Consider the following 22,523-nt stretch of genomic DNA (forward strand, 5'->3'; position numbering starts at 1 on the left):
ACTCAGCGCACTGGTTGCGCAGGGGTAGAAGCTTATTCATCCTGAAAAGCAACCACTGGCCCAGTATTTCTAACACAGCGCAACAGTGGGTCTGTGCCGTGGATCAATGTTCTTGCGCATCGATTCGAACGCCTCGGTAACCTGCACAGAGTGCAGCTCAACGGAACCTGCAATCCCGCTTCGGCATCCAAACTCACGCCCACCGCCTGAGGATCCGAGATGCCCGCCCTGATCGAAGACTACGCCCTCATCGGCAACTGTCGCAGTGCCGCCCTGATCAACCGCGACGGCGCCCTCGACTGGCTGTGCCTGCCACGCTTCGACGCTCCCGCGGTGTTCGCCGCATTGCTGGGCAACGAGGAAAACGGCCGTTGGCGCATCGCCCCCAGCGACCCGGTCGAACACAGCGCCCGCCGCTACCTTGACGACACCCTGGTACTGGAAACCACCTGGACCACCGCCAGCGGTCGCGCCCGTGTGCTCGACTGCATGCCCCTGGGCGAATCCAATGCTGTGCTGCGCATTGTCGAGGGCCTGGCCGGCGAGACGGCGTTCGAGATGGACCTGGTGCTGCGCTTCGACTATGGCCGCAGCGTGCCCTGGGTGGAGAAACTCGACCCGCTGACCCTTAGCGCGGTTGCCGGCCCCGATCGCCTGATCCTGCGCAGCAGCACCGAGACCCATGGCCGGGACCACCACAGCGTCGCCCGGTTTCGCGTGCGCGCCGGTGAGCGCCAGGTGTTCAGCCTTTGCCACCAGCCCTCGCACCTGCCTGTGCAGCCCGGTTGCGATGTCGACCACGACCTCGAGCAGACCATCAACCAATGGCAGGCCTTCGCCGCCCGCTGCCCCGACGTTGGCCCGTACACCGAGCGGGTACGCCGTTCGCTGCTGACCCTCAAGGCCATGACCTACGCGCCCACCGGGGGCATGGTCGCCGCCGTCACCACCTCGCTGCCCGAGCGTGTCGGCGGCGAGCGCAACTGGGACTATCGCTACTGCTGGCTGCGCGACGCCACCATGACCTTGCTGGCGCTGATGAACCTCGGCTACTTCGACGAAGCCCAGGCCTGGCGCGAGTGGTTGCTGCGCTCGGTGGCGGGCAACCCCGAGCAGATGCAGATCATGTATGGGCTGGCGGGGGAGCGCGACCTGCCGGAGTTCAGCCTGCCCTGGCTGGCCGGTTACGAGCATTCGCAGCCGGTGCGGGTCGGCAATGCCGCTTCCGAGCAGTTGCAGCTGGATATCTACGGCGAACTGGCCGACGCCATGACCCAGGCCATCAAGGGCGGGCTGCCGCGGCATCCGCGCAGCGCCGCCATCGCCCGCTCGATCCTGCCGTACCTTGAAAGCATCTGGCGCGAGCCCGACGAGGGGCTGTGGGAGGTGCGCGGCGGTCGCCAGCACTTCGTGCACTCCAAGGTCATGGCCTGGGTTGCCTTCGACCGCTCGGCGAGCCTGGCCGACACCACCGAGGAAGGGCGTGAACGGGGGCGACATTACCGCCAGGTGGCGGACCAGATCCGTGACGAGGTCTGCCGCCGCGGGCTGGATGCCGACGGGCGCCACTTCGTCCAGGCCTACGGTTCGACCGAGCTGGACGCGAGCCTGCTGCAGATCGCCCTGACCGGCTTTCTGCCGGCCGACGATCCACGTTTCCTGCGCACCCTCGAACAGATCGAAACCCGCCTGCTGCGCAACGGCCTGCTGCTGCGCTATGACAGCGATAGTTGCAGCGACGGCCTGACGCCAGGGGAGGGGACGTTCCTGGTGTGTTCGTTCTGGTTGGCGGATGTCTACGTGCTGCTGGGGCGGCAGGAGGAGGCACAGGGGCTTTATGAGCGGCTCACGGCCTTGTGCAATGACGTGGGATTGCTGGCCGAACAGTACGACCCGGTGGGCAAACGAATGTTGGGGAATTTTCCGCAGGCGTTCAGCCATATCGGCATCATCAATACCGCGTTGAACCTGCACCGGGCGCAGTGTCCGGTGCGGGATCGGGCGAAATGCGGTGATTGAGCCTGCGACTTCTGACACTGGGCTATCAGCTTTTCCTCATTGCTTGTAGTCCATTTCCGAATCATTCTTTTGCCATCTTTAAGCCATTGCTACGGTCCTCCTTGCAACCTAGGCTCCCCTGGTCGTTGCCAATTCAGCGACCGGGTCTGCAAACCCGCGCCAAAGAAGAAGGACGCCGTTGCCAGGCTTCAGGTGCATCACCGCACTGTGAGGTTTGTTTCATGGTGGCTGCGTACGGGAGGTCTTCAGACCTGCCGGGTTACCTTCTTCTGCCCCGGTTTTTGCAGCCTGTACGTAGTCGCCACCCCTCCACTGCAAAGGAAGGATGGCGACCTATCTTTAACTGCAGGAGAAGTCGAAATGTTGAAGATCGTCCCCGATCCACCCCCATCCAATCCCTTCCCCTCATCACCTCGAAGACACCCTGATTCAGGCGGCGGAATACGTGCGCTGCGCCCTTGTCGTGGCCCATCAGTCGGTATTGGTCTCGCATCCGCATTCGCTCGGAGCAACACTGGCGCTGACGGCGGTGCATGAGATGGAAACCGTACGCGCACTGCTGGACTCGGCGTTGGCGCAGGTACAGATACCAGGTGAGCCGCAGACACGGCATTGAGGTGGCGCATCCAGCGGGCAGGCAACGTTTGATGTGTGAACGACTGTCGAGGATCGGCCATGCCTGCGGGAATGTCGGCAGCGACACTATCACGGGGCAAGCACGTAGGCAGGGCACGACATTTTTATCGGCAGGGTGTGACGCATGGGGTCACGCTCCGGTTTCGTCGCATGGAACGGATGCGTGCCCCATGATCATCAGCTTTCGCCACAAAGGCCTGCGGCTCTTCCACGAAACAGGTAATACCCGCGGCATTCAGGCTGCCCATGTCCAGCGACTGCGGCGACAGTTGCAGTTCCTCGACAGTGCCGTGGTCGCCGAGGACATGAATGTGCCTGGCTGGCAGTTGCACCCGCTCAAAGGAGAGCGGCTCAGTTTCTGGTCGATAAGCGTGTCCGGCAATTGGCGCCTGGTATTCCGTATCACAGGCTTTGATGTCGAACTGGTCGACTAGCTCGACTACCACTGACAAGGGGCAAAAATCATAGCTATGCGCAACCCGCCTCACCCCGGCGAAACCCTGCGTGAAGATGTCCTGCCGACCTTGGGCCTGACGGTCAAGGCGTTCGCCGAGCATCTGGGTTTCTCGCGTGAGGCGCTGTCGCGGGTCCTTCATGGCCGAGCGGCGGTTTCTCCGGACCTGGCGGTACGCCTGGAAATGGCCGGCATCAGCACGGCGCGGCTGTGGCTGACGATCCAGGTGGACTACGACATCTGGCAGGCGCGCCAGCGCCAGCAGCCTGTGATCAAGCGGCTTCACCAGGCGGCCTGAAGTTCCTGCAAAGAGCAGCAACGCATGCGTGCTAAAGGTCACGCAAGGTCAGGGAGCTGACTGATGAGATGCCTGTACTTCCTGTTGTCGCTGCTGTTGCTGATGCCCGCCACCATGGCCAATGACGGCGACGGCACAGAACCTGCCCCAGCGCAGCTGACGGTTGCCAACCGCGCAATCTTAACCTTTCACGCCAGCGTGCTTGGCGAACCTCCGGCAGTGCGTGTGCAGCGCTCCGGACGGTGGTCGACGAGGCCCTGCGTGGTGCCGAAGGGCTGACGCCGCATTACCTGGGTGACCCGGCACAGGAAAAATGGGTAGCGCCCGAGCGCTTGTACTGCGCGCCAGCGCAGGCGCCAGATGCTGCGAAGTTCGATGTGCCTCGTTAGTTAGCAAGGCAATCCTGAAGGCCAAGCAATGCAGAGTCCTGCTCAAGGGCGGCCAGGTGGCGAGGCCGGACATCACGCGGTTGGGCGTGCGCAGGGGATGCCTGCTGCTGGAAATGGACCGATGGCTTTTTGATTCTATTCTTGGATTGGTCTGTCAACCCGCATGAACAGGGAGGTATCAAAATGAGAGTGGAACTACTCGCTGTGATGCTCGTGCTGAGCTCGAACGCTGTTGCCCAGGACTGGGGGAAATTCTCCAGCCCCCTCAATGTCGAGCTATTACCGACTCAGCGCGATATTCGCTTGCTTCAGGACTTCACCTACACCGGGCCACGGCCGGGAAAAGTATTCTGGCTGGCGCCCAAGAACACGATATCCGATGGCGCATCCATACCCAGAGTCGCCTGGAGTGTTGTTGGGGGACCGTTGGATGGTCCGTATCGGCAGGCAGCCATCATTCATGATGTGGCGTGCGTGAAGCGAACACGGAGTTGGCAGGATACCCATAGAGCTTTTTATACGGGCATGAGGGCCGCTGGAATCGGGGAGACTCAAGCCAAGGTCATGTATGGCGCGGTCTATCACTTCGGGCCGCGTTGGGCGGAGCCGGAGTTCGTCAAGATACCCAGGACACGAACTGCAACCTTCGCCACTGAGTTCGCCCAATTCAAAGCGACGTTACCGCCTGGTAAAAAAGCTGAGTTGATAAGCGACGGTCGAGTGATATCCAGAACTGTCTCGGATGGATTATTCACACGTGAGTCGATAGACGAAGTTGTAGGTGCCGTGGTCGAAGTGCGCGAAGTGCAACCGCCTGTCACGCAAGCGGCCTTCGACAAGATGCGCGGTGAAATCGAGCGGAGCAACCCAAGCCTGGATGAGATCGAGAAGTTGCCCGTCTCGAACCTGTAGCGCGATCAATCATGGTTATCTGTCATTCAGTGACCTGAAAACGCAAAGCCCGGGCCATGAGCCCGGGCTTTTTTCAACGATGTGTCCCGCTGTGGTCAGGCCACTGCCTCACGACCGGCACTGGCCACCTTGGTATGGCGCAAGGTCGGAATCAGGAACGCAATCGCCAGCACGCACGCGCTGACCAGCATCACGAAGCCACCGTCCCAGCCGAAGTGGTCGACGGTGTAGCCCATCGCCGCGCTGGCCGCGACCGAGCCGCCCAGGTAACCGAACAACCCGGTGAAGCCTGCCGCGGTACCGGCGGCTTTCTTCGGCGCCAGTTCCAGCGCCTGCAGGCCGATCAGCATCACCGGACCGTAGATCAGGAAGCCGATGGCGAACAAAGCGATCATGTCGATGGTCGGGTTGCCCGGCGGGTTGAGCCAGTACACCAGGGTGGCCACGGTGACCAAAGCCATGAACACGATGCCGGTCAGGCCACGGTTGCCGCGGAAGATCTTGTCGGACATCCAGCCGCACAGCAGGGTGCCGGGGATGCCGGCCCACTCGTAGAAGAAGTAGGCCCACGAGGTGGTGTCGACGCTGAAGTGCTTGGCTTCCTTCAGGTAGGTCGGCGCCCAGTCCAGCACGCCGTAGCGCAGCAGGTAGACGAACACGTTGGCCAGGGCGATGTACCACAGCAGTTTGTTGCACAGCACGTACTGGACGAAGATCTGCTTGGCGCTGAACTCCTGCTCGTGGCTCTCATCGTAGCCTTCGGGGTAGTCGTTCTTGTACTGCTCGACCGGCGGCAGGCCGACCGATTGCGGGGTGTCGCGCATGGTGGCGAAGGCGAACACGGCCACCAGCACGGCGACCGTGGCGGGCACATAGAAAGCCGCATGCCAGTCGTTGGTCCAGGCCAGGCCCAGCAGGAACAGCGGGCCGATCAGGCCGCCGCCGACGTTATGGGCGACGTTCCACACCGACACCACGCTGCCGCGCTCCTTCTGCGACCACCAGTGCACCATGGTCCGGCCGCTTGGCGGCCAGCCCATGCCCTGGGCCCAGCCGTTGATGAACAGCAGCACGAACATGATCGTCACGCTGGACGTGGCCCAATGCGCGAAACCGAAAATGAACATCACCCCGGCCGAGATCAGCAGGCCGAAGGGCAGGAAGTAGCGTGGGTTGGAGCGGTCCGAGACCAGGCCCATGAGGAACTTGGACAAACCGTAGGCGATGGCGATGGCGGAGATCGCCAGGCCAAGCTGGCCGCGGGTGTAGCCCTCTTCCTCGATGAGGTAGGGCATGGCCAGGGAGAAGTTCTTGCGCAGCAGGTAGTAGCCGGCATAGCCGAAGAAGATCCCGGCGAAGATTTGCCAGCGCAGGCGGCGATAGGTGCTGTCGACACGCTCGTCGGGCAGCGGCGCCTGGTGCGCGGCAGGGCGGAAGAAGGCAAACATGTGAAGCTCCCAGCTTGTTATAGGTATGCGAAAGCGAATATTACATTTTCGTTACGGAAAAAATCTCGGTTTTAGGCCGGGTGGTTGTTCTTTTGTGAAAGCCTGCGCATGGGTGATTACGGCAGCGCAAGGCATCCTCTGACATTGATGATGGCGATTGGCTACGCACTGGTCAGTTGTGGACCACTTTTCCGGCTCTACTACGGACGGAAGAGCCAATCCCATGGATATTCACGCAACGCCAATCGACCGCGCCACGCTGCTGCCCCACCTGCACCTCGGTCAGGAAAATCATCCCGGCTGGCCCTCGGTGCTGTTCGGCACCACGGCCCGAGCCGGGACCTCGGTTGACGCCTCGCTCGCGGTCTTTCATTTCAAGCGGTTCCTGTTGTGTAGCGGTCGCCTGGACGCTGCCCGCTATGTGCGTGATCGAGCGCGTCTGGCCTGGTGTGACCTGGATCACTATGTGTTGTACCTGCCGCTGCAACGTGGGCTGGCCGGCGGCAATGGCCTACGCGTGCGCGTGCAGGATGTAGTGGTGCTGGACCTGGCCCAGCCGGCGGCATTCGGCATGGCCGCAGGCGAGGGGCTGAGCCTGGTCATCCCGCGCGTAGTGGTGCCCCATGCCAAGGGGCAACTCCATGGCCTGCGATTGTGCCGGCAAAGCACGATGGGCGGCCTTCTGGGGCGCCTGCTGGCGTCGCTGGCGGTGGCCGCACCGCGCCTGACCGAGGATGACTGCACACGGCTGACCGAGCCCTTGCTCCATGTGATCGCCGCGTGCCTGGCCAGCGCGGTGACCGACCCTGCGCTTGTCGTACCGGACGCCGAGACCTTGGGGCGGCGCGCCCGTCGTTACATCGAGGGCAACCTGCAGCGTGACGACCTTACCCCGGCCGTTGTGGCCAAGGCACTGGGTACCTCGCGCAGCCAGTTGTACCGGGCGTTCGAACCGTTCGGCGGGGTAGCGCGCTATCTGCTGCAACGGCGTCTGCGGCGTTGCCTGCTGGCGTTGGGCGAGCCCGCCAATGCCGGGCGGCGTATCGGCGACCTGGCTTATGTCTACGGGTTCACCGACGAAGGGCATTTCAGCAAGGCGTTTCGCAAGGCCTTCGGCCTGTCGCCCCGTGCCGCCCGGAGGGCGCTGCAGCGCGGTGAGCTGAGTGCCAGTTACGCCGCGGCGAGCGGCGCGCACGCCCCGCCTTCACTGGCCCGTTGGCTGCATGAACTGGCTGGCCAGTAACCCCCGCATCCTGGGACGGCTGACCAGGTTTTTGGGACGCCCAGCCCCGGACAGAGCGTGGCCCTGACCGTAATCTGGATTCAACGGGTAACCCAACCACCCTTCAATCCGGTGCCGTCGTCAGGGCCTGAACCTGCAACGCACGAACTGCGAAGCCACCCGGACGGCATCGGCACCGCAACAGACAAGGAGCGTCGGACGTGGCGAATCAATCCCTCCACCACCTCATCCAGAGCATCGCCGGCGCGGTCGCAGAGGCGCAGGACAAGATCCAGCGTTTTCAGGTATCGACCGTGCGCCAGTACTTCGACGAAGACAACCGACCGGTGAGCATCGATGTGCGCCTGCCGTCCCATTCGCCCGAAGCGCGCGAAGGCGAGGAGCGCGTGGTGCGTGTGCCGCTGCTGTCGCTGGTGGGGGCACGGCTGATGGCCGTCAAGGACATGGAAATCTCGTTCGAGGTAGGGCTGAACGCCGATGACGGCTCGGCGGCGAACGTCGGACCGGCCAATGCCGGCGCCGATGGCTCGGGCTGGCCGAGCGAGAACCACAAGGCTCTGAACGTCGACTTGGGCGTTCGCCGCAATGGTGAAGGCGGGCCACTGGCGCGCGTCACCCTCAAAGTCGAAACCCAGCCCCCGTCGGAGGGGATGGCTCGGCTGCTGCAAAACCTCGATAAATTGATCTAGGAGACACAGAAATGGCTAACTTCTCGATGGGTGACCAGTTCCGCGGCCTGCCCATGGGCGACCTGATCGGTGGTCCGCTGACCGCCGCCTGCGACGCCCAGGTCCGCCTGGCCAACGCTACCGCCGACTTCATCAAGGTGATCGGCTTCCTGCCACCGGCGCCTGACCCGAACAACACCGACCCCAACCGGGTGGGTGATGTGCGTACGGTCAGCTTCCGCTTCGACCGTCCCTCCACCAGCAAGCCCGACGACGGCACCATCCCCATGGAACGGGTCGAGTTGGAGGTACCGCTGCTGGCGGTGGTCAAGGTGCCGAACCTGTCGATCAACAAGGTCGACATCACCTTCGACATGGAGGTGAAGAACTCCGAGCAATCGCGCGAAGCCACCGACGCCCAGGCGGCGATGTCGGCCGAGGCCAGTGTGGGCTGGGGGCCGTTCAGCGCCAAAGTCAACATCTCAGGCTCGGTGTCCTCGCACAAGGAGAACACCCGTTCCACCGACCAGTCGGCCAAGTACCACGTCGAGGTGCACGCCGCCGACGACGGAATGCCGGAAGGGCTGGCCCGGGTGCTGGACATGATCTCGCAGTCGGTTGCGCCAAAAGCCATCACCCAGCAGTAAAGGGTGAGCGGCCCAGCGTCAGCCCTGGGTTCGCCTGAGCCTTGACCGGGGGTTGGCCGTCAGTCTTTTCCGGAAAGGAGTTCCGTGATGTTCGATCTAACGGACGTGGGATATGTGAAACGCATCGTCGTCGGCAGCACCGATCCGGAGAAGCTGACGTCGCAGGATGTGATCCAGGCGCAGACCGCGCTGCTCAACCGCTGTCTCTGCGAGCCGCCGAAGGGGCGCATCGTCGGCATCGAGAAGAGCTTCAACCTGCTCAACATCGGCGAGCACCAGGTGGTGCTGCAGTCGCTCATCTACCACGTGGGCTTCGCCCGTCGGCCGTTCTGGCTGCCTGACGAGCAGGAGGCCTCGTGATGAACCACCTCGAAGAATTCGTCCAGGCCCTCGGCGGTGCCATGGCCGGCGCCCAGCAGGTCACAGGGGCGCGTTGGCCGGGCATCCGCATCGCCCAGATGGAGGTGTCGCTGGCCGCGACCGTCGAGCCAGGCGATGTCTCGGGCTGCCTGGCGTTGCGGGTCGGCCGCCCGCCACGCGGTAAGCAGACCTTGCATGAACTGAGCATTGTCGTGCCCGGCGACGCCCATGCGGCGATCGTCGTGCGCCTCGATGGCGAGCTGTTCGGGCACTACCGGAGGCCCGCTGATGGCCAGGCGAACTGACCGCTCGATGCGGCTGCTGCTGTCAACCCAGGAGACTCGAACCATGCGCACGATCCTGAAGAAAAAAACCGCGCAACCGGCGCGTATGTCCACCACCAGGCGCGTGCTGTGCGCCATCGGCGCTGCGGTGCTGTCTGCGCTGGTGGCTCTGGGCGCGATCCAGCCTGACCTGGCCCTGAGCATCGCCAAGTGGGCGGGGCTGGTGCTGGCGTTCTGAACCCTGCATTCAACCAACAAGGAGAGTCACCATGAAACAGTTGGCAACTGCACTGGTGGGGGCGTTGGCCCTCACCAGCCTGGCATCGGCCTGGGCCGTCGAGTACCGCGGCACCTTCAAGGACGATGGCCGCGACATCCCCGTCGTCCTGGACATTGAACCCGCCGCCGGGTTGGGGGATCGCGCCGGCAAGGTGCGTTTCAACGGCAATTGGAAATGCGGCTTCGACCTGGAGTACAGCGGGGCCAACGGGCAGGTCAACAGCTATGGCCTGGATGGCGCAGGCGCTGGCCTGTGCGGGCAACTGGCGCAGGGCTACCTGCAGAGCAGCCAGGGTGGCGGTGGCTTGCAGGTGCAACTGTTTACCCAACGCAACAAGCTGGCTTACAGCCTGACGCTCTTGCCATCCGGTAAGTAGCGCCAACCCCCACGACACCTCTCGCTTCGACACCAAGGCACGGCCTGCCCGCTGCCCCACGGGGAGCGGCTTGCCCGAAAAAGGAGCAGACCATGTGCATCACCAACACCGTAGGAACCGGCGGTAGCAATGCGCCCGCCGATGTGCGCAGCCTGCAACTGCTGCTCAACCTCAACAGCGGGCAACGCGGCTTCAGTTGCGCGCTCGGCACCGATGGCCTCTGGGGCGCAGGCACGCGCAGCGCCCTTGAGAGCTTCCAGCAGATCATCGGCAGCCCGGCCGGCAAACCGGTAGTGCCGGGCGACACGACCCTGGCCGCCTTGCGGGTCGGGCTGCCCGGCGGGCTCGGCGTGGCCAAGCTGTGGTTGGCGCTGATCAACGCCAGCAGCGCACGCATCACGGCGTTCCATCAGCCGTTGCTGGAGGTGCTGACCCGCTACCGCATCGATACGCCACTGCGTATTGCTCACTTCCTCGCCCAGATCGCCCATGAGAGTGGCTGCCTTCGATACACCGAAGAGCTGGCCAGCGGCAGTGCCTACGAAGGGCGCAAGGACCTCGGCAACCTGCAGCCGGGCGACGGCCCGCGCTTCAAGGGTCGTGGCCTGATTCAGCTCACCGGCCGCGCCAACTATCGCCAGTACGGCCAGTACTGCACGCGCGACTTCGAGAACAAGGACGACCCCGCCCTGGTGAGCAGCGACCCGGCCCTGGCGGTGGATGTCGCCGGCTGGTTCTGGGCCAACCGCAAGCTCAACGACTGGGCCGACAAGGATGACCTGCGCGAAGTCACCCGGCGCGTCAACGGCGGCTTCAACGGCCTCGATGATCGTGCCGCTTATCTAGCCCGGGCCAAGTGGCTGCTGCTCGGCTGACCCCACTCCCGCTTTCCGCCGGCAGCGGCGGAGCCAGAGGACAACAACGTCCTGTCACTGCAAAAAGGAGCTTCAAGATGAAAAAGACTTTCGTAGCAACCCCTGCACGTGCCGTGCTGGCTGGTCTGGCGATTATCGGCAGCTTGGCCTTCACCCTGGTGCCGATGGCGCCTGCCCAGGCCGCCGTGCAATGCCCGCAACCCAACTCGGGCGGCGCGCCCGCGGTCAACCAGCAGCATGTGTTCTGTGGTGAGGTTCAGGTGCAGGCTGCCGGCAACCGGGCCAAGGGCTTCCACAGCAGGCCGAACGGCCAGTCGCCTGCCACCGTGACCTTTACCGCTGCCACCACCAATACCCCGCGTGGTCCGGCCGGGATCTACGTGCTGCGCAACTTCAACATCACCCAGAATGGCGCGACCGGCACCAAGACCGTCTCCACGATGTTTCCTGACACTTGCTCACAAGCCAACGTGGTGGCGGCCATCCAGAACGCGTACAACAACCGCACCGGGCTGGTAAACGGCGAGTTCCACGGGCCGTCGGGGGCGAGTTGCCAGGCAGGCAACCCGGCGGCGTCCTTCAACATCGTCGGCTATATGAACGCCAGTGGCACGGTGGTGACCACCGCCTATCCTGACTACTGATTCTGCGTCACTCTCTGCAGGGCCGGGCGTGATGCCCGGCTCTTTTCGTCAGCACGACAAAGGAGTTTGCTGATGTCCAACATCCCATCCAGCAGTCTGCAGCAGTTCCTGGACGATGAGGTGACGGCCGTGGCACGCGAGCATTTGCTGGAAAAGGCCCTTGCCGCGCGCCTCAACCGAGTGGTGGAGCCCTACAGTGGCAATGCCTACCATGTTGCGTTCGAAGAGGACACGGTGGTGATCGAGCACTATTACATCGAAGGCTGGCCGGCCGTACACCTGCCGTTGCAGGATTTCATCAAAGCCTTGGAGTCGTTTGCAGGCAAGGCCTGAACGCGCCTTGCAAAATGTGCATGGCGCTAGCCAGGTGCTCAACGCGAGCGCTGCACGCTCGTGTTGAGCACCTGAAAAGCCCTGGCGCCCCTACGGCTCGCGAGTCACCCGCCACAGGGTGTTGGCCAGGTCGTCGGCAATGATCAACGCCCCCTTCGGGTCGACGGTCACCCCCACGGGCCGGCCACGGGTCTTGCCGTCCCCGCCAAGAAAGCCCGTGGCGAAATCCACCGGCTCGCCGGCCGGCTTGCCGTCGCGAAACGGCACGAAGATCACCTTGTAGCCCACCGGGTTCGGCCGGTTCCAGCTGCCGTGTTCACCCACGAACACACCGTCGGCGAAGGTGTCGCCCATGGCCGGGTTGGAGAAGGCCACGCCCAGCGCCGCCACATGCGAGCCCAGGCTGTAGTCGGGCTTGATCGCGGCTTTCACCTTGTCCGGGTTCTGCGGCCGCACGCGGTCATCGACGTTCTGGCCCCAGTAGCTGTATGGCCAGCCATAGAACGCGCCTTCCTGCACCGAGGTCAGGTAGTCCGGCACCAGGTCCGGGCCCAGTTCGTCGCGCTCGTTGACCACTGCCCACAGTTTGCCGTCGCGTGGTTGGATGGCCAGCGCGGTCGGGTTGCGCAGGCCGGTGGCATAAGGCCGGTGGGCACCGGTCGCAGCGTCCACCTGCCAGACCATGGCGCGGTCGACCTCCGCCTCCATGCCGCGCTCGGTGATATTGCTGTTGGAACCGATGCCGACGTACAGGTAGCGGCCGTCGGGGCTGATAGCCAGTGACTTTGTCCAGTGGTGGTTGATCTCGGCGGGCAGGTCGGTGACCTTGGTCGGCGGGCCACCGGCCTGTGTCTGGCCGTCCTGGTAATCGAAGCGCACCAGCGCGTCCTGGTTGGCCACGTACAGCTTGCCGTTGGCATAGGCCAGGCCATAGGGGGCATTGAGGTGTTCGGCGAATACCGTCTGCAGTTCGTAGCGGCCATCGCCGTCGGCGTCGCGCAGCAGGGTAAGGCGGTTGCCGCCCTTGACCTGGGTGTTGCCCTTGGCCTTGATCTGGCTGGCGATCACGTCCTTGGGCTTGAGCTTGGCGGCGTTGCCACCACGCCCCTCGGCAACGAGGATGTCGCCATTGGGCAACACCAGGGTCTGGCGCGGGATCTTCAGGTCGGTGGCGATGGCGCTGATGCGGTAGCCCTGGGGCACCTGGGGTTTTTGCTCACCCCAGGCGGCCGGCTGGGCGATCTTCATGCTTGGCAGCAGCCCGCGTTCGGGGGCTGGCAATTTCGGGTCCGGACCATGGGCCTGGGTCTTCTCGCCGTCGCCGCCACAGGCGCTGAGCAGCAGGGCCATGCTCAGGGCGCTCAATGCGTGCTTCATGCTTCGCCCTCCGTGCGCAGGCGGGTCAGGCCGGCCCAGGTGGCGATCATGGCCAGCACCGTGACCACCACTGACAGCACCAGGCCTGCGGGCATCACGGCCCAGGCGTCCTTGGCGTGCTCGAAGGCGTTGACCAGGCCCAGTACCCAGGTGACCAGCAGCAACAGCACGTACAGCAGCGGGCGACCGGCCTTGCGTGGCGCCCGGATCAGGTTGGCCAGGGCAAACAGCAGCGCCAGGCCACTGGATAGCAGGGCCCCGGCGATCAGCCAGGCGGCGAAGTTGCTCCACTGGATCTGGTAGCTCTGGTAGTAGGCAATGTCGCTGAGCAGGGCGCCGAGGAACAGCGGCACGCTGCCGGCGAGCAGGGTCGCGTGCAGCGGCCCTGGGGTGCAACGGGGGAGGGTGGTAGTGGTCACTGGCTAGGCTCCTTGTCGATCGACGATCCTGGGTCGAGGGTGCTTAGGTGAGGATCGTGATCGAGGTGCAATAGTTCAGTGGCGTTTGCCGTTGGCTTTACCGGCGCCTGCAGGAGCCTGGGTCTTGCCTGGGAAATTCAGTCGAGCACGGGCCGCAGGAAGCTGCGCTCATAGCTGAGGATGAAACGCTGCTCGGTGGCCAGGGCAAAGGCGGCGATGCACTCGGGGTCGGTTTCCGAAGCTTTGCGGTACTGCTCGTAGGCCGCCAGGCTGGGGAAGCTGAACAGGGCATAGGCGACATTGTTGGCGCCTTCGCTGGGCAGGAAGTAGCCATGGTGGCTGCCGCCCATGCGGTTGACCAGGCCGATCCACAGCTTGCCGTAGGCTTCGAAGGCGGGGACCTGGTAGGGGTCGATGATGTACTTGAGGTGGCAGGTGATCATTGCACGCAATCCTTTGGGTGAGCCGGGTGGCTCACCTTACAGGGCGTGGGCGTGGGCAGCTAGTGTGGTGTTTTGCAAATACGACCAATAACTCGCGAGCGATTTTTGCGCTCAGGCAAGGCGTCGCGACGAGTCGTAGCCCAGCTACGGCGAGGAGCGACAACGCCGCATGAGCGCAAAAAGCGCCGCGAGTTATGGTCGTTATTTGTGAAACACCACACTAGAGTTTGGCCTGGCGCCAGATCAATTGCTCGGTGGGATAACCCTGCTTGCGCGCCAGCGCCAGTAGCTGGTCACGGGTCTGGTCACTGACAGTGGGGGTGCGCGACAGCAGCCACAGGTATTCGCGGTTCGGGTGGCCGACCACGGCCACGCGGTAATCCGCGTCGTGATACAGCACCCAGTATTCGCCCTTGGTCAGGTCCGGTGCCAGGCGGCTGAACCAGTTGTCGAAGCGCACCCAGAGCTTGTCGGTGCGGCCGGGCACCTGCGCCTCGGCGATGCCATTGGCCTGGTTCCATTGGCCGTCCTTTTCCAGGCAGCGGTTGGAGACGTCGATGCGCCCGTCCTCGCGCAGGCCATAACGGGCCTCGGACTGCACGCAATTGCGCTGGAAGAACATCGGCAGGCGCGCCAGTTCATACCAGGTGCCCTGGTAGCGCTGGAGCTCGACCTGTTGCGTGGTGGGCGGTGGCTGCTCGTCGCGGGCGCTGGTGCAGCCCGTGAGCGCGAGGGTAAGGCAGCAGCAAAACGGCACGGCCAGGCGCATCGCCATGGGAAACCTCCTGAAGGGGGGAAAGGCTTACATGGCTTTCGATGCGCGGGCCGGCCAAAGGTTTTACTGGGCTGGGCGGGAAGTTTCCACGCTCAGTACTTCGGTAAAGATGGCTTCGACGGTCTGGTCGACCTTGAGGTTTTTCATCCGTGCCTGCAGTTCGGGATTCTCGACCTTGACCACCTGCAGTTTGCCTTCGGGCGGCAGCAGGGTGACTTCATGAGTGTTCAGGTCGATCTTCTTGATCTGCGAGGTGACCTTGACCTGGCGGAAAGCCTCGCCACCAGGGTTGGGGTTGGCCGCGGTGGCGCGGATGGTGCCCGATTCCTCGGAGGCCTTGGGCGCGCCGCCGACATTGGTGTTCAGTACATAGGCGATGGCACGGGTGACTTTGATGTCGACCTGGTCGCCGACCTTGAGGTTGGGCAGGGCCTTGGCCTGTTCGGTGAGCTGGAAGGTCACGTCCTTGTCGCGGGGACCCTTGACCGTGACCTGGCGGTTGGGCAGGTCGATCTTGGTCACTTCGGTGGTGATATGGCTTTCCAGCGCCTCGCTGGCGATGGGCAGTTCGGCGGCGTGGGCGGCGAGGCTGGCCGCACCGATGAGCGAGGTGAAAGCGATGGCGCGGGCGAGAGTCGATTTCATTGGCCTGTCTTCCTTGTGGTCGATACCGAGGGGTGGTTCGCGTTGAGCAAGCATAGACAGTAGTTGGCCGGTGTGTGGCCCGCTCACAAGGCTGGCTGTTCCAGGGCCTTGGCGGCGGACACGCTCACAGCTCCGGGCAGTGTCACGGCATTCTTGGCGGCCAGCACTTCGGCCATCACGCTCACCGCGATCTCCGCCGGGGTCTTGCTGCCGATGTAGATGCCGATGGGGCCATGCAGTCGTTGCAACGAGGCCTCGCTCTCGCCGAAATGCTCAATCAAGCGCTCGCGGCGCAGCTGGCTGTTGCGCCGCGAGCCGATGGCGCCAATGTAGAACGCCGGGCTGTGCAGGGCCTCGAGCAGCGCCAGGTCGTCGAGCTTGGGGTCATGGCTGACGGCGATGATGCAGGTGCGCAGGTCTGCGTTGAAGGCGCGTACCGCATCGTCCGGCATGCCCTTGAGGTGCTCGACGCCGGCCACCGCCCAGGTGGCCATGTGTTCGGGGCGAGGGTCGCACACCGCCACCCGAAAACCGTTGAACAAGGCCATGGTCGCCAGGTATTCGGCCAGTGCCCCGGCGCCGATCAGCAGCATGCGGTAGCCGGGACCGAGGGTGTTGACCATGTGCTGGCCGTCGAAGCTGAACTGCTCGGGGGTGGCGGTGGCTGCCAGGCTCACCGCGCCGCTTTGCAGGGCCAGTCGGCGGCGCATCAGCCGGCCCTGGTCGAGGTGCTCCAGCAGTTGCAGCAGGGGCAACGCGGCCGGTTCGAATTCCAGGATCAGCTCCAGGGTGCCGCCACAGGGCAGGCCGAAGCGGTGGGCCTCGTCGGCGCTGACGCCATAGCGAATCACCTCGGGCCTGCCCTGAGGCAGGCCGGGGCCGCCATAGGCGGTGGTGTAGCGATGAATCAGGTCGTCTTCGATGCAGCCGCCGGACACGCTGCCAACCACCCGGCCATCGTTGCGCAGCGCCATCATCGAGCCGACCGGGCGAGGGGAGGAGCCCCAGGTGCGGGCGACAGTGGCGAGCAGCACGCGGTGCCCGGCCTGGAGCCAGTCGTGGGTGGTGCGCAGGACCAGCAGGTCGATGCTTTCCATGGTGTCCTCGGTTGTCTGTGCTCCACGCTTCACACGTGGGAGCGGGCTTGCCCCGCGATGGCGGTATCAGCGCATATGCAGGATGATCGGGCTGCTGCTGGCAGGGTCGGTATGCCCGCGCAGCTCGCCCACCGCCTTGGCCTGCACCGCGCCACCCTGATTGCCCCAGGCACTGCGGGCGAAACTCAGCACCTCGGCGATCTCCCGGTCCGACAGCTGCTCGCGGAACGCCGGCATGCGGTAGGCGTCCGGCACCCCGGCGGCGACGATGCGCTGCGAGCCGTTGAGGGTGATGTTGATCGCCGAGGCATTCTCTGCGGCCAGCATCGAGGTGGCCCCCGCCAGCGGCGGCATCCACTCGGCCTGGCCCTTGCCATCCGCGCCATGGCAGCTGGCGCAACGGGTCGCGTAGGTGTGCGCGCCGGGCGCATCAGGCGCGGCGGCCGTCGCCTGGTACTGCCAGGGCGCACCATCACGCCGAGGGTCACCGGGCAATGCCTTGAGGTAGCGGGCGATCGCGCCCAGGTCGTCGTCGCTCATGAACTGCGTGGAGTTGTTGAACGCCTCGGTCATCGAGCCGTACACCACTGCATGGCGATTGCGCCCGGTCTTGAGGAACTGCACGATCTCGGCTTCGCTCCAGCGCCCGAGCCCGGTGTTGTGGTCCTGGCGCAGGCTCGGCGCGTACCAGCCATCGAGCAGGGCCCCGGCGAGGAACGGCGCGCCGCTTTCGTCCAGGGCTTTCTCGTTGAAGGCCAGGCCCCGAGGCGTATGGCAGCTGCCGCAGTGGCCGGGGCCCTGGACGATGTAGGCGCCGCGATTCCACAGCGGATCCTGGTCGGGTTTCTGCGCATAGGCGGTGGTCGGTGCGAAGAGGCCGTTCCACAGGGCGATGGGCCAGCGCAGGTTCAATGGCCAGGGAATGCTGCTGGGTATATTGGCTTCGGCTGCCGGTTGCACGCCCTTCATGAAGAACGCGTAGAGCGCCTGCACATCGTCATCGCTGAGCTTGGCATAGGACGGGTAGGGCATGGCCGGGTACAGTCGTCGCCCTCCCGCCGCCACGCCCTGGCGCACGGCACGGTCGAAGTCGGCCAGGCTGTAGGCGCCGATGCCGTGGTCGCGATCCGGGGTGATGTTGGTGGCATGGATGGCCCCCAGCGGCGTGGCCATTTCCAGGCCTCCGGCAAAGGGCGCCTTGCCCGGCACGCTGTGGCAGGCCACGCAGTCGCTGAGGCGGGCGACGTATTCGCCGCGGCTGACCAGGGCTGCGTCGGCGCTGTCCGAGGCGCTGAAGGGCGAGGCAGGCTCGCGGGTGACGTACCAGGCCAGCAGGCCTGCCGCGACCAGGCACGGCAAGGCCAGCCAGCCTGCGGTTCTTGCGAATCGGCTGTTGTTCATGGGCTGTCCTTGTCGTGTCAGCTGAAGGTATGGCGGCTCAGGGGCATACTGCGCACGCGCTGGCCGGTAAGCTGCGCCACGGCGTTGGCCACCGCGGGCGCGACCGCCGGCAGCGGCGGTTCACCGATGCCGCCCATCTTCGCCCCGCTCTCGACGATGCGCACGTGCACCCGGGCCATGCGCGACGGCGGCAGCACCGGGTACAGGTCGTAGTTGCGCGCCCGTGGCATGCCGTTCAGCCACACCGATTCTTCCAGCAGTACCTGGGACAGGCCCAGGGATACCGCGCCGTTGACCTGGGCCTCGATGATCGCCGGGTTGACGATGCTGCCCGGGTCGATGGCCTGCCAGATGTCGTGCACCTTGACCTGGCCACCCTCCAGCGACACTTCGGCGATGACCGCCGCCTCCGAGCCGAACGGCGAGGCCATGGCCACGCCGCGGGCGCGCTTGCTGCCATCCTCGGCGGTGAACGGGCCGCGCTTCCAGCCGCCGGACAGCTCGCCCACCGCCTGCAGCAGGGCGGTCAGGCGCGGGTTGTCCCGCAGCAGTTGCAGGCGCAGCTCGAAGGGATCGTGGCCGCCCTTGTCGGCCAGCTCGTCGAGGAACGACTCGTAGAAGAAGTCGTTCAGCGAATTGCCCACCGAGCGCCAGTAGCCGAGCATGGCCGGGCCTTTGACATAGATCTGCGCGATGCGTTTGTTGGCGATGGCGTAAGCCTTGCCCGACAGCCCTTCGAGGGCTGTGGGATCGACCGTGTCGCCCTGCTTGCCAGCAATGGCCTCGGTCGGGCCTTCGGTGGCGCTGATCGCCTCGATGGCCACCGGCAGGCCTTTCTCGTCCAGCGCGGCGCGGAACTTGACCACGGCCATGGGGCGCATGGCATCGCGCAGGAACTCCTCCTCGCGGCTCCAGATCAGTTTCACCGGCCTGCCGACCGCCTTGGCCAGGGCGATAGCCTGCGGGTAGGGGTTGGCCGAGTCATACAGGAAGTGCCGGCCGAAGAAACCACCGAGCAGTGGCGAATGCAGGGTGATCCGCGCCGGGTCCAGGCCGGTGCGCTTGGCGATGTCGGCGCGGAACATGTCCTGGGCCTGGTTGGGCAGCCACACTTCCAGCGAGCCGTCGGGGTTGAAACGGGCGGTGGCGGAGGGCGGCTCCAACTGCGCGTGGTTGAGGAACTGGTTGTGGTAGGTGGCCTCGACCTTGGTCTTGGCCCCGGCCAGGGCGCCGGCGACATCGCCCTGGTTTTCCTCGTCGCGGCTCGGCCCGGTCTGGGCGGCCAGGTGTTCTCGCCAGCCATCGCTGGAAAAATCGGCAGGCATCGGCCGCACCTGGCTGTCGGCGGCCACTTCCTTCCAGTCCACCTGCAGCGCTTCCACCGCGCGCTTGGCGTGCCACCAGCGTTCGGCGACCACGGCGACCGCACCGGGCAGTTGATGCACCGAGTGCACGCCCTTCATCGCCTTGACCTGTTCCTCGTTGCGCAGGTTGTCTACGGTCATGCCCAGGCGCGGGGCATGCTGCACGGCGGCGTGGAGCATGCCGTCGACCTTGACGTCGATGCTGTAGACGGCCTTGCCGGTGGACTTGTCGTAGGCGTCGAGGCGCTGCACCGGCTTGCCGATCCAGCGGAACTGGCTGGGGTCGCGCAGCTTGACGCTGGCAGGGTCGGGCACCGGCAGGTCCATGGCCTTGGCGGCCAGTTCGCCGTAGCCCAGCGCACGGCCCGAGGCCGCGTGCACCACCTTGCCAGGCTCGGTGCTCAATTCACCAACTGGCACGCCCAACTGCTCGGCGCCGGCCTGCAGCAGCATGGCGCGGGCCAGGGCGCCGAGGCGGCGCATGGTCGGGTAGCTCATGCGCACCGACATGCTGCCGCCGGTGATGCGCAGGCCGTTCTCCATCACCACGTAGGCCTCGCCCGCTGGCGCGCTTTCGACCACGAAGGTGGCTGGGTCGGCGTCCAGTTCCTCGCCGATGATCTGCGCCATGGCCGTGTTGACCCCTTGCCCGCCCTCCATGAACGGGCTGAGCAGGTGCACGCTGCCGTCCGCGCGGATTTCCAGGAAGGCCGGCACCTGGGTGCCACGCTCGGGGGATGTGGCGGCGGCCTGCACTCGCGCCGAGCCCAGCGGCAGGCCGAAGCCCAGCACCAGGGCACCGATGGCGCTGCCGGCAAGAAAGCGCCGACGCGACAGGTTGACCGTTTCGCCGCTGCGCAGCCGTGCCAGGTCGTCAGGGGTGTCGATACGCGCGTTCATCAGGCGTTCTCCCCTTGGGCCAGTTCGTGCACGGCGGCATGGATGGCGTTGTAGGTGCCGCAGCGGCACAGGTTGACCATGGCCGCGTCGATCTGTTCGGTGCTGGGTTTGGGGGTGTGCTTGAGCAGCGCGGTGGCCGCCATCACCTGGCCGGACTGGCAGTAGCCGCACTGGGCCACCTGGTGCTCGACCCAGGCGGCGACCACGCGCTTGCCCACGGCGTCGGCTTCGATGGCCTCGATGGTGGTGACTTCACGACCGACCACGCCGGCCACCGGGGTGACGCAGGCGCGCACCACATTGCCGTCCACCAGCACCGAGCAGGCGCCGCATTGGGCCAGGCCGCAACCGTACTTGGTGCCGGTCAGGCCCAGGTCATCGCGGATCACCCAGAGCAAGGGCGTGTCGGCGTCAGCCTCGACCTGGTAGGTCTGCTGGTTGATTCTTAGTTCCATGGGCTCACCTGCTGATCATCGGTTCTGGAAGCGGGGAATACGCTGTTCCCCAATCCAGAAACGCTAGCACATGGCCCCGTTGCGCAATCGATGCACCCCGCAGGTTCAGAGGATCAGGCAAGCAATCCGGTGGAATGCGCAAGCCTCCTCAATCGATGCGCGGGTGCTGCTGGGCCAGGGTCTTGCGCTTGGCCTCCAGCTCGGCGATCTGCGCGTCGATGTCCTCGATCTTCTGTTCGATGTTGTCGTGGTGCTCCTGCAGCAGTTCGCGGGCTTCGTCGATATCCGAGGCCGCCGGGGCGGCGCCGCGCAACGGACGGTTGGCGGTCTCCTTCATGGTCAGGCCGGTGAGCAGGCCGATCACGGCGATCACCATCAGGTAATAAGCCGGCATGTACAGGTTGTCGGTGGTTTCCACCAGCCAGGCGGCGAGGGTCGGGGTCAGGCCGGCGATCAGCACCGAAATGTTGAAGGCGCTGGCCAGGGCGCTGTAGCGGATATGCGTGGGGAACATCGCCGGCAGGGTCGAGGCCATCACGCCGATGAAGAAGTTCAGCAGCACGGCGAGGATCAACAGGCCGGCGAAGATCACCGCCAGCTTGCCGCTGGTGATCAGCATGAACGCCGGGATCGCCAGGGCGAACAGGCCGACGCTGCCGATGATGATGAACGGCTTGCGCCCCCACTTGTCGCTGAGCAGGCCGATGATCGGCTGCACGAACAGCATGCCGACCATGATCGCGATGATGATCAGCACGCCGTGGTCTTCGCTGTAGTGCAGGTTGTGCGAGAGGTAGCTGGGCATGTAGGTGAGCAGCATGTAGTAGGTGACGTTGGTGGCGATCACCACGCCGATGCAGGTCAGCAGGCTGCGCCAGTGCTGGGTCGCCACCTCCTTGAACGACACTTTCGGGCCGCTGGCCAGGCCTTCGCGGTCACCTTGCTCGAGTTTTTCGACGTGTTGCTGGAAGGCCGGGGTTTCTTCCAGCGCGTGACGCAGGTACAGGCCGATCAGGCCCAGCGGCAGGGCCAGGAAGAACGGCAGGCGCCAGCCCCATTCGAGGAACTGTTCCTCGCCGAGGAGCGTCGAGATCAGCACCACCACGCCGGCGCCGAGGACAAAGCCGGCGATCGAGCCGAAGTCCAGCCAGCTGCCGAGGAAGCCGCGCTTGCGGTCCGGGGCGTACTCGGCGACGAAGATTGAGGCGCCGGTGTATTCACCGCCCACCGAGAAGCCCTGGGCCATCTTCGCCAGCAACAGCAGGATCGGCGCCCAGATGCCGATGCTGGCGTAGGAGGGGATCAGACCGATGGCGAAGGTGCTCAGGGACATGATCACGATGGTCGCGGCCAGCACTTTCTGGCGCCCGTAGCGGTCGCCCAGAGCGCCGAAGAACAGCCCGCCCAGCGGGCGGATCAGGAAGGGCACGGAGAAGGTGGCCAGCGCCGCGATCATCTGCACGCCGGGGCTGGCGTTGGGGAAGAACACCTTGCCCAGGGCATAGGCGACGAAGCCGTAGACGCCAAAGTCGAACCATTCCATCGCGTTGCCCAGGGCGGCGGCGGTGATGGCCTTGCGCATCTTGGCGTCGTCGACGATGGTGATGTCCTTCAAGCCGATGGGCTTGACGGGTTTTCTGCGTGATTTCATGGGCCGTTGTCCTTGAAGGCTTGGGGGCATGGCCATGGTTTGGCCAGCCTTGTACCTAGGGTCAGATACAACGGCGCGCTAAATAATTCCCTGCTGGATCATTTGTGTGCGGCACGGATGGCCCTGGCGC

The 22,523-nt window shown here is 64.9% G+C and carries 26 protein-coding genes and 1 pseudogene; 16 read left to right on the top strand and 11 right to left on the bottom strand.

The genetic code is table 11. The annotated features are described in order from the left end of the window. Nucleotides 1–219: 219 nt before the first annotated feature. From KHO27_RS05420 to KHO27_RS05440, 6 genes and pseudogenes are all read left to right on the top strand, one after another. Complete coding sequence (locus KHO27_RS05420; protein ID WP_110698604.1) at nucleotides 220–2,019, top strand: glycoside hydrolase family 15 protein; 1,800 nt, start codon at nucleotides 220–222, stop codon at nucleotides 2,017–2,019. Nucleotides 2,020–2,379: 360 nt separating this feature from the next. Beyond that, a pseudogene (locus KHO27_RS26145) lies at nucleotides 2,380–2,635 on the top strand (hypothetical protein). Between the two features lie 190 nt (nucleotides 2,636–2,825). Further along, entirely contained in the window at nucleotides 2,826–3,089 is a 264-nt protein-coding gene (locus KHO27_RS05425) for a type II toxin-antitoxin system RelE/ParE family toxin (protein ID WP_110698600.1), read from the top strand. A gap of 30 nt (nucleotides 3,090–3,119) precedes the next feature. Then, complete coding sequence (locus KHO27_RS05430) at nucleotides 3,120–3,407, top strand: HigA family addiction module antitoxin (RefSeq protein WP_214501967.1); 288 nt, start codon at nucleotides 3,120–3,122, stop codon at nucleotides 3,405–3,407. A gap of 63 nt (nucleotides 3,408–3,470) precedes the next feature. Next, entirely contained in the window at nucleotides 3,471–3,686 is a 216-nt protein-coding gene (locus KHO27_RS05435; protein WP_214501322.1) for a hypothetical protein, read from the top strand. A 293-nt stretch (nucleotides 3,687–3,979) separates the two neighbouring features. After that, a complete protein-coding gene (locus tag KHO27_RS05440; protein ID WP_110698594.1) occupies nucleotides 3,980–4,708 on the top strand; it encodes a DUF1353 domain-containing protein in 729 nt (242 codons plus the stop codon). Between the two features lie 95 nt (nucleotides 4,709–4,803). Here KHO27_RS05440 and glpT read toward each other — a convergent pair whose 3' ends face one another. Beyond that, nucleotides 4,804–6,156, bottom strand: a complete 1,353-nt coding sequence (gene glpT, locus KHO27_RS05445) for a glycerol-3-phosphate transporter (RefSeq protein ID WP_046856272.1) — start codon at nucleotides 6,154–6,156, stop codon at nucleotides 4,804–4,806. A 223-nt stretch (nucleotides 6,157–6,379) separates the two neighbouring features. Between glpT and KHO27_RS05450 the strand changes: the two genes are divergently transcribed. The 10 genes from KHO27_RS05450 (at nucleotide 6,380) to KHO27_RS05495 (ending at nucleotide 11,866) form a co-directional block, all read left to right on the top strand. After that, nucleotides 6,380–7,399, top strand: a complete 1,020-nt coding sequence (locus tag KHO27_RS05450) for a helix-turn-helix domain-containing protein (protein ID WP_110698592.1) — start codon at nucleotides 6,380–6,382, stop codon at nucleotides 7,397–7,399. 200 nt (nucleotides 7,400–7,599) lie between these two features. After that, nucleotides 7,600–8,088: a DUF2589 domain-containing protein gene (locus KHO27_RS05455; RefSeq protein ID WP_110698590.1), complete on the top strand. Its 489-nt coding sequence runs from the start codon at nucleotides 7,600–7,602 to the stop codon at nucleotides 8,086–8,088. An 11-nt stretch (nucleotides 8,089–8,099) separates the two neighbouring features. Further along, a complete protein-coding gene (locus tag KHO27_RS05460; RefSeq protein WP_110698588.1) occupies nucleotides 8,100–8,714 on the top strand; it encodes a DUF2589 domain-containing protein in 615 nt (204 codons plus the stop codon). 87 nt (nucleotides 8,715–8,801) lie between these two features. Continuing rightward, complete coding sequence (locus KHO27_RS05465; protein ID WP_110698586.1) at nucleotides 8,802–9,074, top strand: hypothetical protein; 273 nt, start codon at nucleotides 8,802–8,804, stop codon at nucleotides 9,072–9,074. Further along, entirely contained in the window at nucleotides 9,074–9,379 is a 306-nt protein-coding gene (locus KHO27_RS05470; protein ID WP_110698584.1) for a hypothetical protein, read from the top strand. Before KHO27_RS05465 ends, KHO27_RS05470 begins: the two co-directional genes overlap by 1 nt. 43 nt (nucleotides 9,380–9,422) lie before the next feature. Next, nucleotides 9,423–9,596, top strand: coding sequence for a hypothetical protein (locus tag KHO27_RS05475; RefSeq protein WP_250888410.1), 174 nt, complete (start codon nucleotides 9,423–9,425; stop codon nucleotides 9,594–9,596). 31 nt (nucleotides 9,597–9,627) lie between these two features. After that, complete coding sequence (locus tag KHO27_RS05480) at nucleotides 9,628–10,014, top strand: hypothetical protein (RefSeq protein WP_110698580.1); 387 nt, start codon at nucleotides 9,628–9,630, stop codon at nucleotides 10,012–10,014. Nucleotides 10,015–10,106: 92 nt separating this feature from the next. Next, entirely contained in the window at nucleotides 10,107–10,889 is a 783-nt protein-coding gene (locus tag KHO27_RS05485; protein ID WP_110698578.1) for a glycoside hydrolase family 19 protein, read from the top strand. 77 nt (nucleotides 10,890–10,966) lie between these two features. Beyond that, a complete protein-coding gene (locus KHO27_RS05490) occupies nucleotides 10,967–11,533 on the top strand; it encodes an EndoU domain-containing protein (RefSeq protein WP_110698576.1) in 567 nt (188 codons plus the stop codon). Between the two features lie 72 nt (nucleotides 11,534–11,605). Beyond that, complete coding sequence (locus KHO27_RS05495) at nucleotides 11,606–11,866, top strand: hypothetical protein (RefSeq protein WP_110698574.1); 261 nt, start codon at nucleotides 11,606–11,608, stop codon at nucleotides 11,864–11,866. A gap of 90 nt (nucleotides 11,867–11,956) precedes the next feature. Here the strand turns inward: KHO27_RS05495 and KHO27_RS05500 are convergent, their stop codons facing one another. The 10 genes from KHO27_RS05500 to proP all read right to left on the bottom strand — a co-directional run bounded on the left by KHO27_RS05500 (nucleotide 11,957) and on the right by proP (nucleotide 22,393). Beyond that, nucleotides 11,957–13,243 carry a PQQ-dependent sugar dehydrogenase gene (locus KHO27_RS05500; protein ID WP_110698572.1) on the bottom strand — a complete coding sequence of 429 codons (1,287 nt, stop codon included), beginning with the start codon at nucleotides 13,241–13,243 and terminating at the stop codon, nucleotides 11,957–11,959. Then, a complete protein-coding gene (locus KHO27_RS05505) occupies nucleotides 13,240–13,662 on the bottom strand; it encodes a DUF2231 domain-containing protein (RefSeq protein WP_102684433.1) in 423 nt (140 codons plus the stop codon). The genes KHO27_RS05500 and KHO27_RS05505 overlap by 4 nt, the downstream gene beginning before the upstream one ends. A gap of 137 nt (nucleotides 13,663–13,799) precedes the next feature. Further along, nucleotides 13,800–14,105 carry an NIPSNAP family protein gene (locus KHO27_RS05510; protein WP_110698570.1) on the bottom strand — a complete coding sequence of 102 codons (306 nt, stop codon included), beginning with the start codon at nucleotides 14,103–14,105 and terminating at the stop codon, nucleotides 13,800–13,802. Nucleotides 14,106–14,325: 220 nt separating this feature from the next. Further along, a complete protein-coding gene (locus KHO27_RS05515) occupies nucleotides 14,326–14,880 on the bottom strand; it encodes a lipocalin family protein (RefSeq protein WP_110698569.1) in 555 nt (184 codons plus the stop codon). 63 nt (nucleotides 14,881–14,943) lie between these two features. After that, nucleotides 14,944–15,525, bottom strand: coding sequence for a hypothetical protein (locus tag KHO27_RS05520; RefSeq protein WP_214501323.1), 582 nt, complete (start codon nucleotides 15,523–15,525; stop codon nucleotides 14,944–14,946). 83 nt (nucleotides 15,526–15,608) lie between these two features. Next, entirely contained in the window at nucleotides 15,609–16,622 is a 1,014-nt protein-coding gene (locus KHO27_RS05525; RefSeq protein ID WP_214501324.1) for an XdhC family protein, read from the bottom strand. 66 nt (nucleotides 16,623–16,688) lie between these two features. Next, a complete protein-coding gene (locus KHO27_RS05530) occupies nucleotides 16,689–18,023 on the bottom strand; it encodes a c-type cytochrome (protein WP_214501325.1) in 1,335 nt (444 codons plus the stop codon). 17 nt (nucleotides 18,024–18,040) lie between these two features. Further along, nucleotides 18,041–20,287: a xanthine dehydrogenase family protein molybdopterin-binding subunit gene (locus tag KHO27_RS05535; protein ID WP_214501326.1), complete on the bottom strand. Its 2,247-nt coding sequence runs from the start codon at nucleotides 20,285–20,287 to the stop codon at nucleotides 18,041–18,043. Next, nucleotides 20,287–20,742, bottom strand: coding sequence for a (2Fe-2S)-binding protein (locus KHO27_RS05540; RefSeq protein ID WP_023631311.1), 456 nt, complete (start codon nucleotides 20,740–20,742; stop codon nucleotides 20,287–20,289). The genes KHO27_RS05535 and KHO27_RS05540 overlap by 1 nt, the downstream gene beginning before the upstream one ends. 148 nt (nucleotides 20,743–20,890) lie before the next feature. Continuing rightward, nucleotides 20,891–22,393: a glycine betaine/L-proline transporter ProP gene (gene proP, locus KHO27_RS05545; protein ID WP_023631310.1), complete on the bottom strand. Its 1,503-nt coding sequence runs from the start codon at nucleotides 22,391–22,393 to the stop codon at nucleotides 20,891–20,893. Nucleotides 22,394–22,523: the final 130 nt, after the last annotated feature.

Source organism: Pseudomonas sp. RC3H12 (assembly GCF_018596375.1).
In the GTDB taxonomy this organism is placed as follows: Bacteria; Pseudomonadota; Gammaproteobacteria; order Pseudomonadales; family Pseudomonadaceae; genus Aquipseudomonas.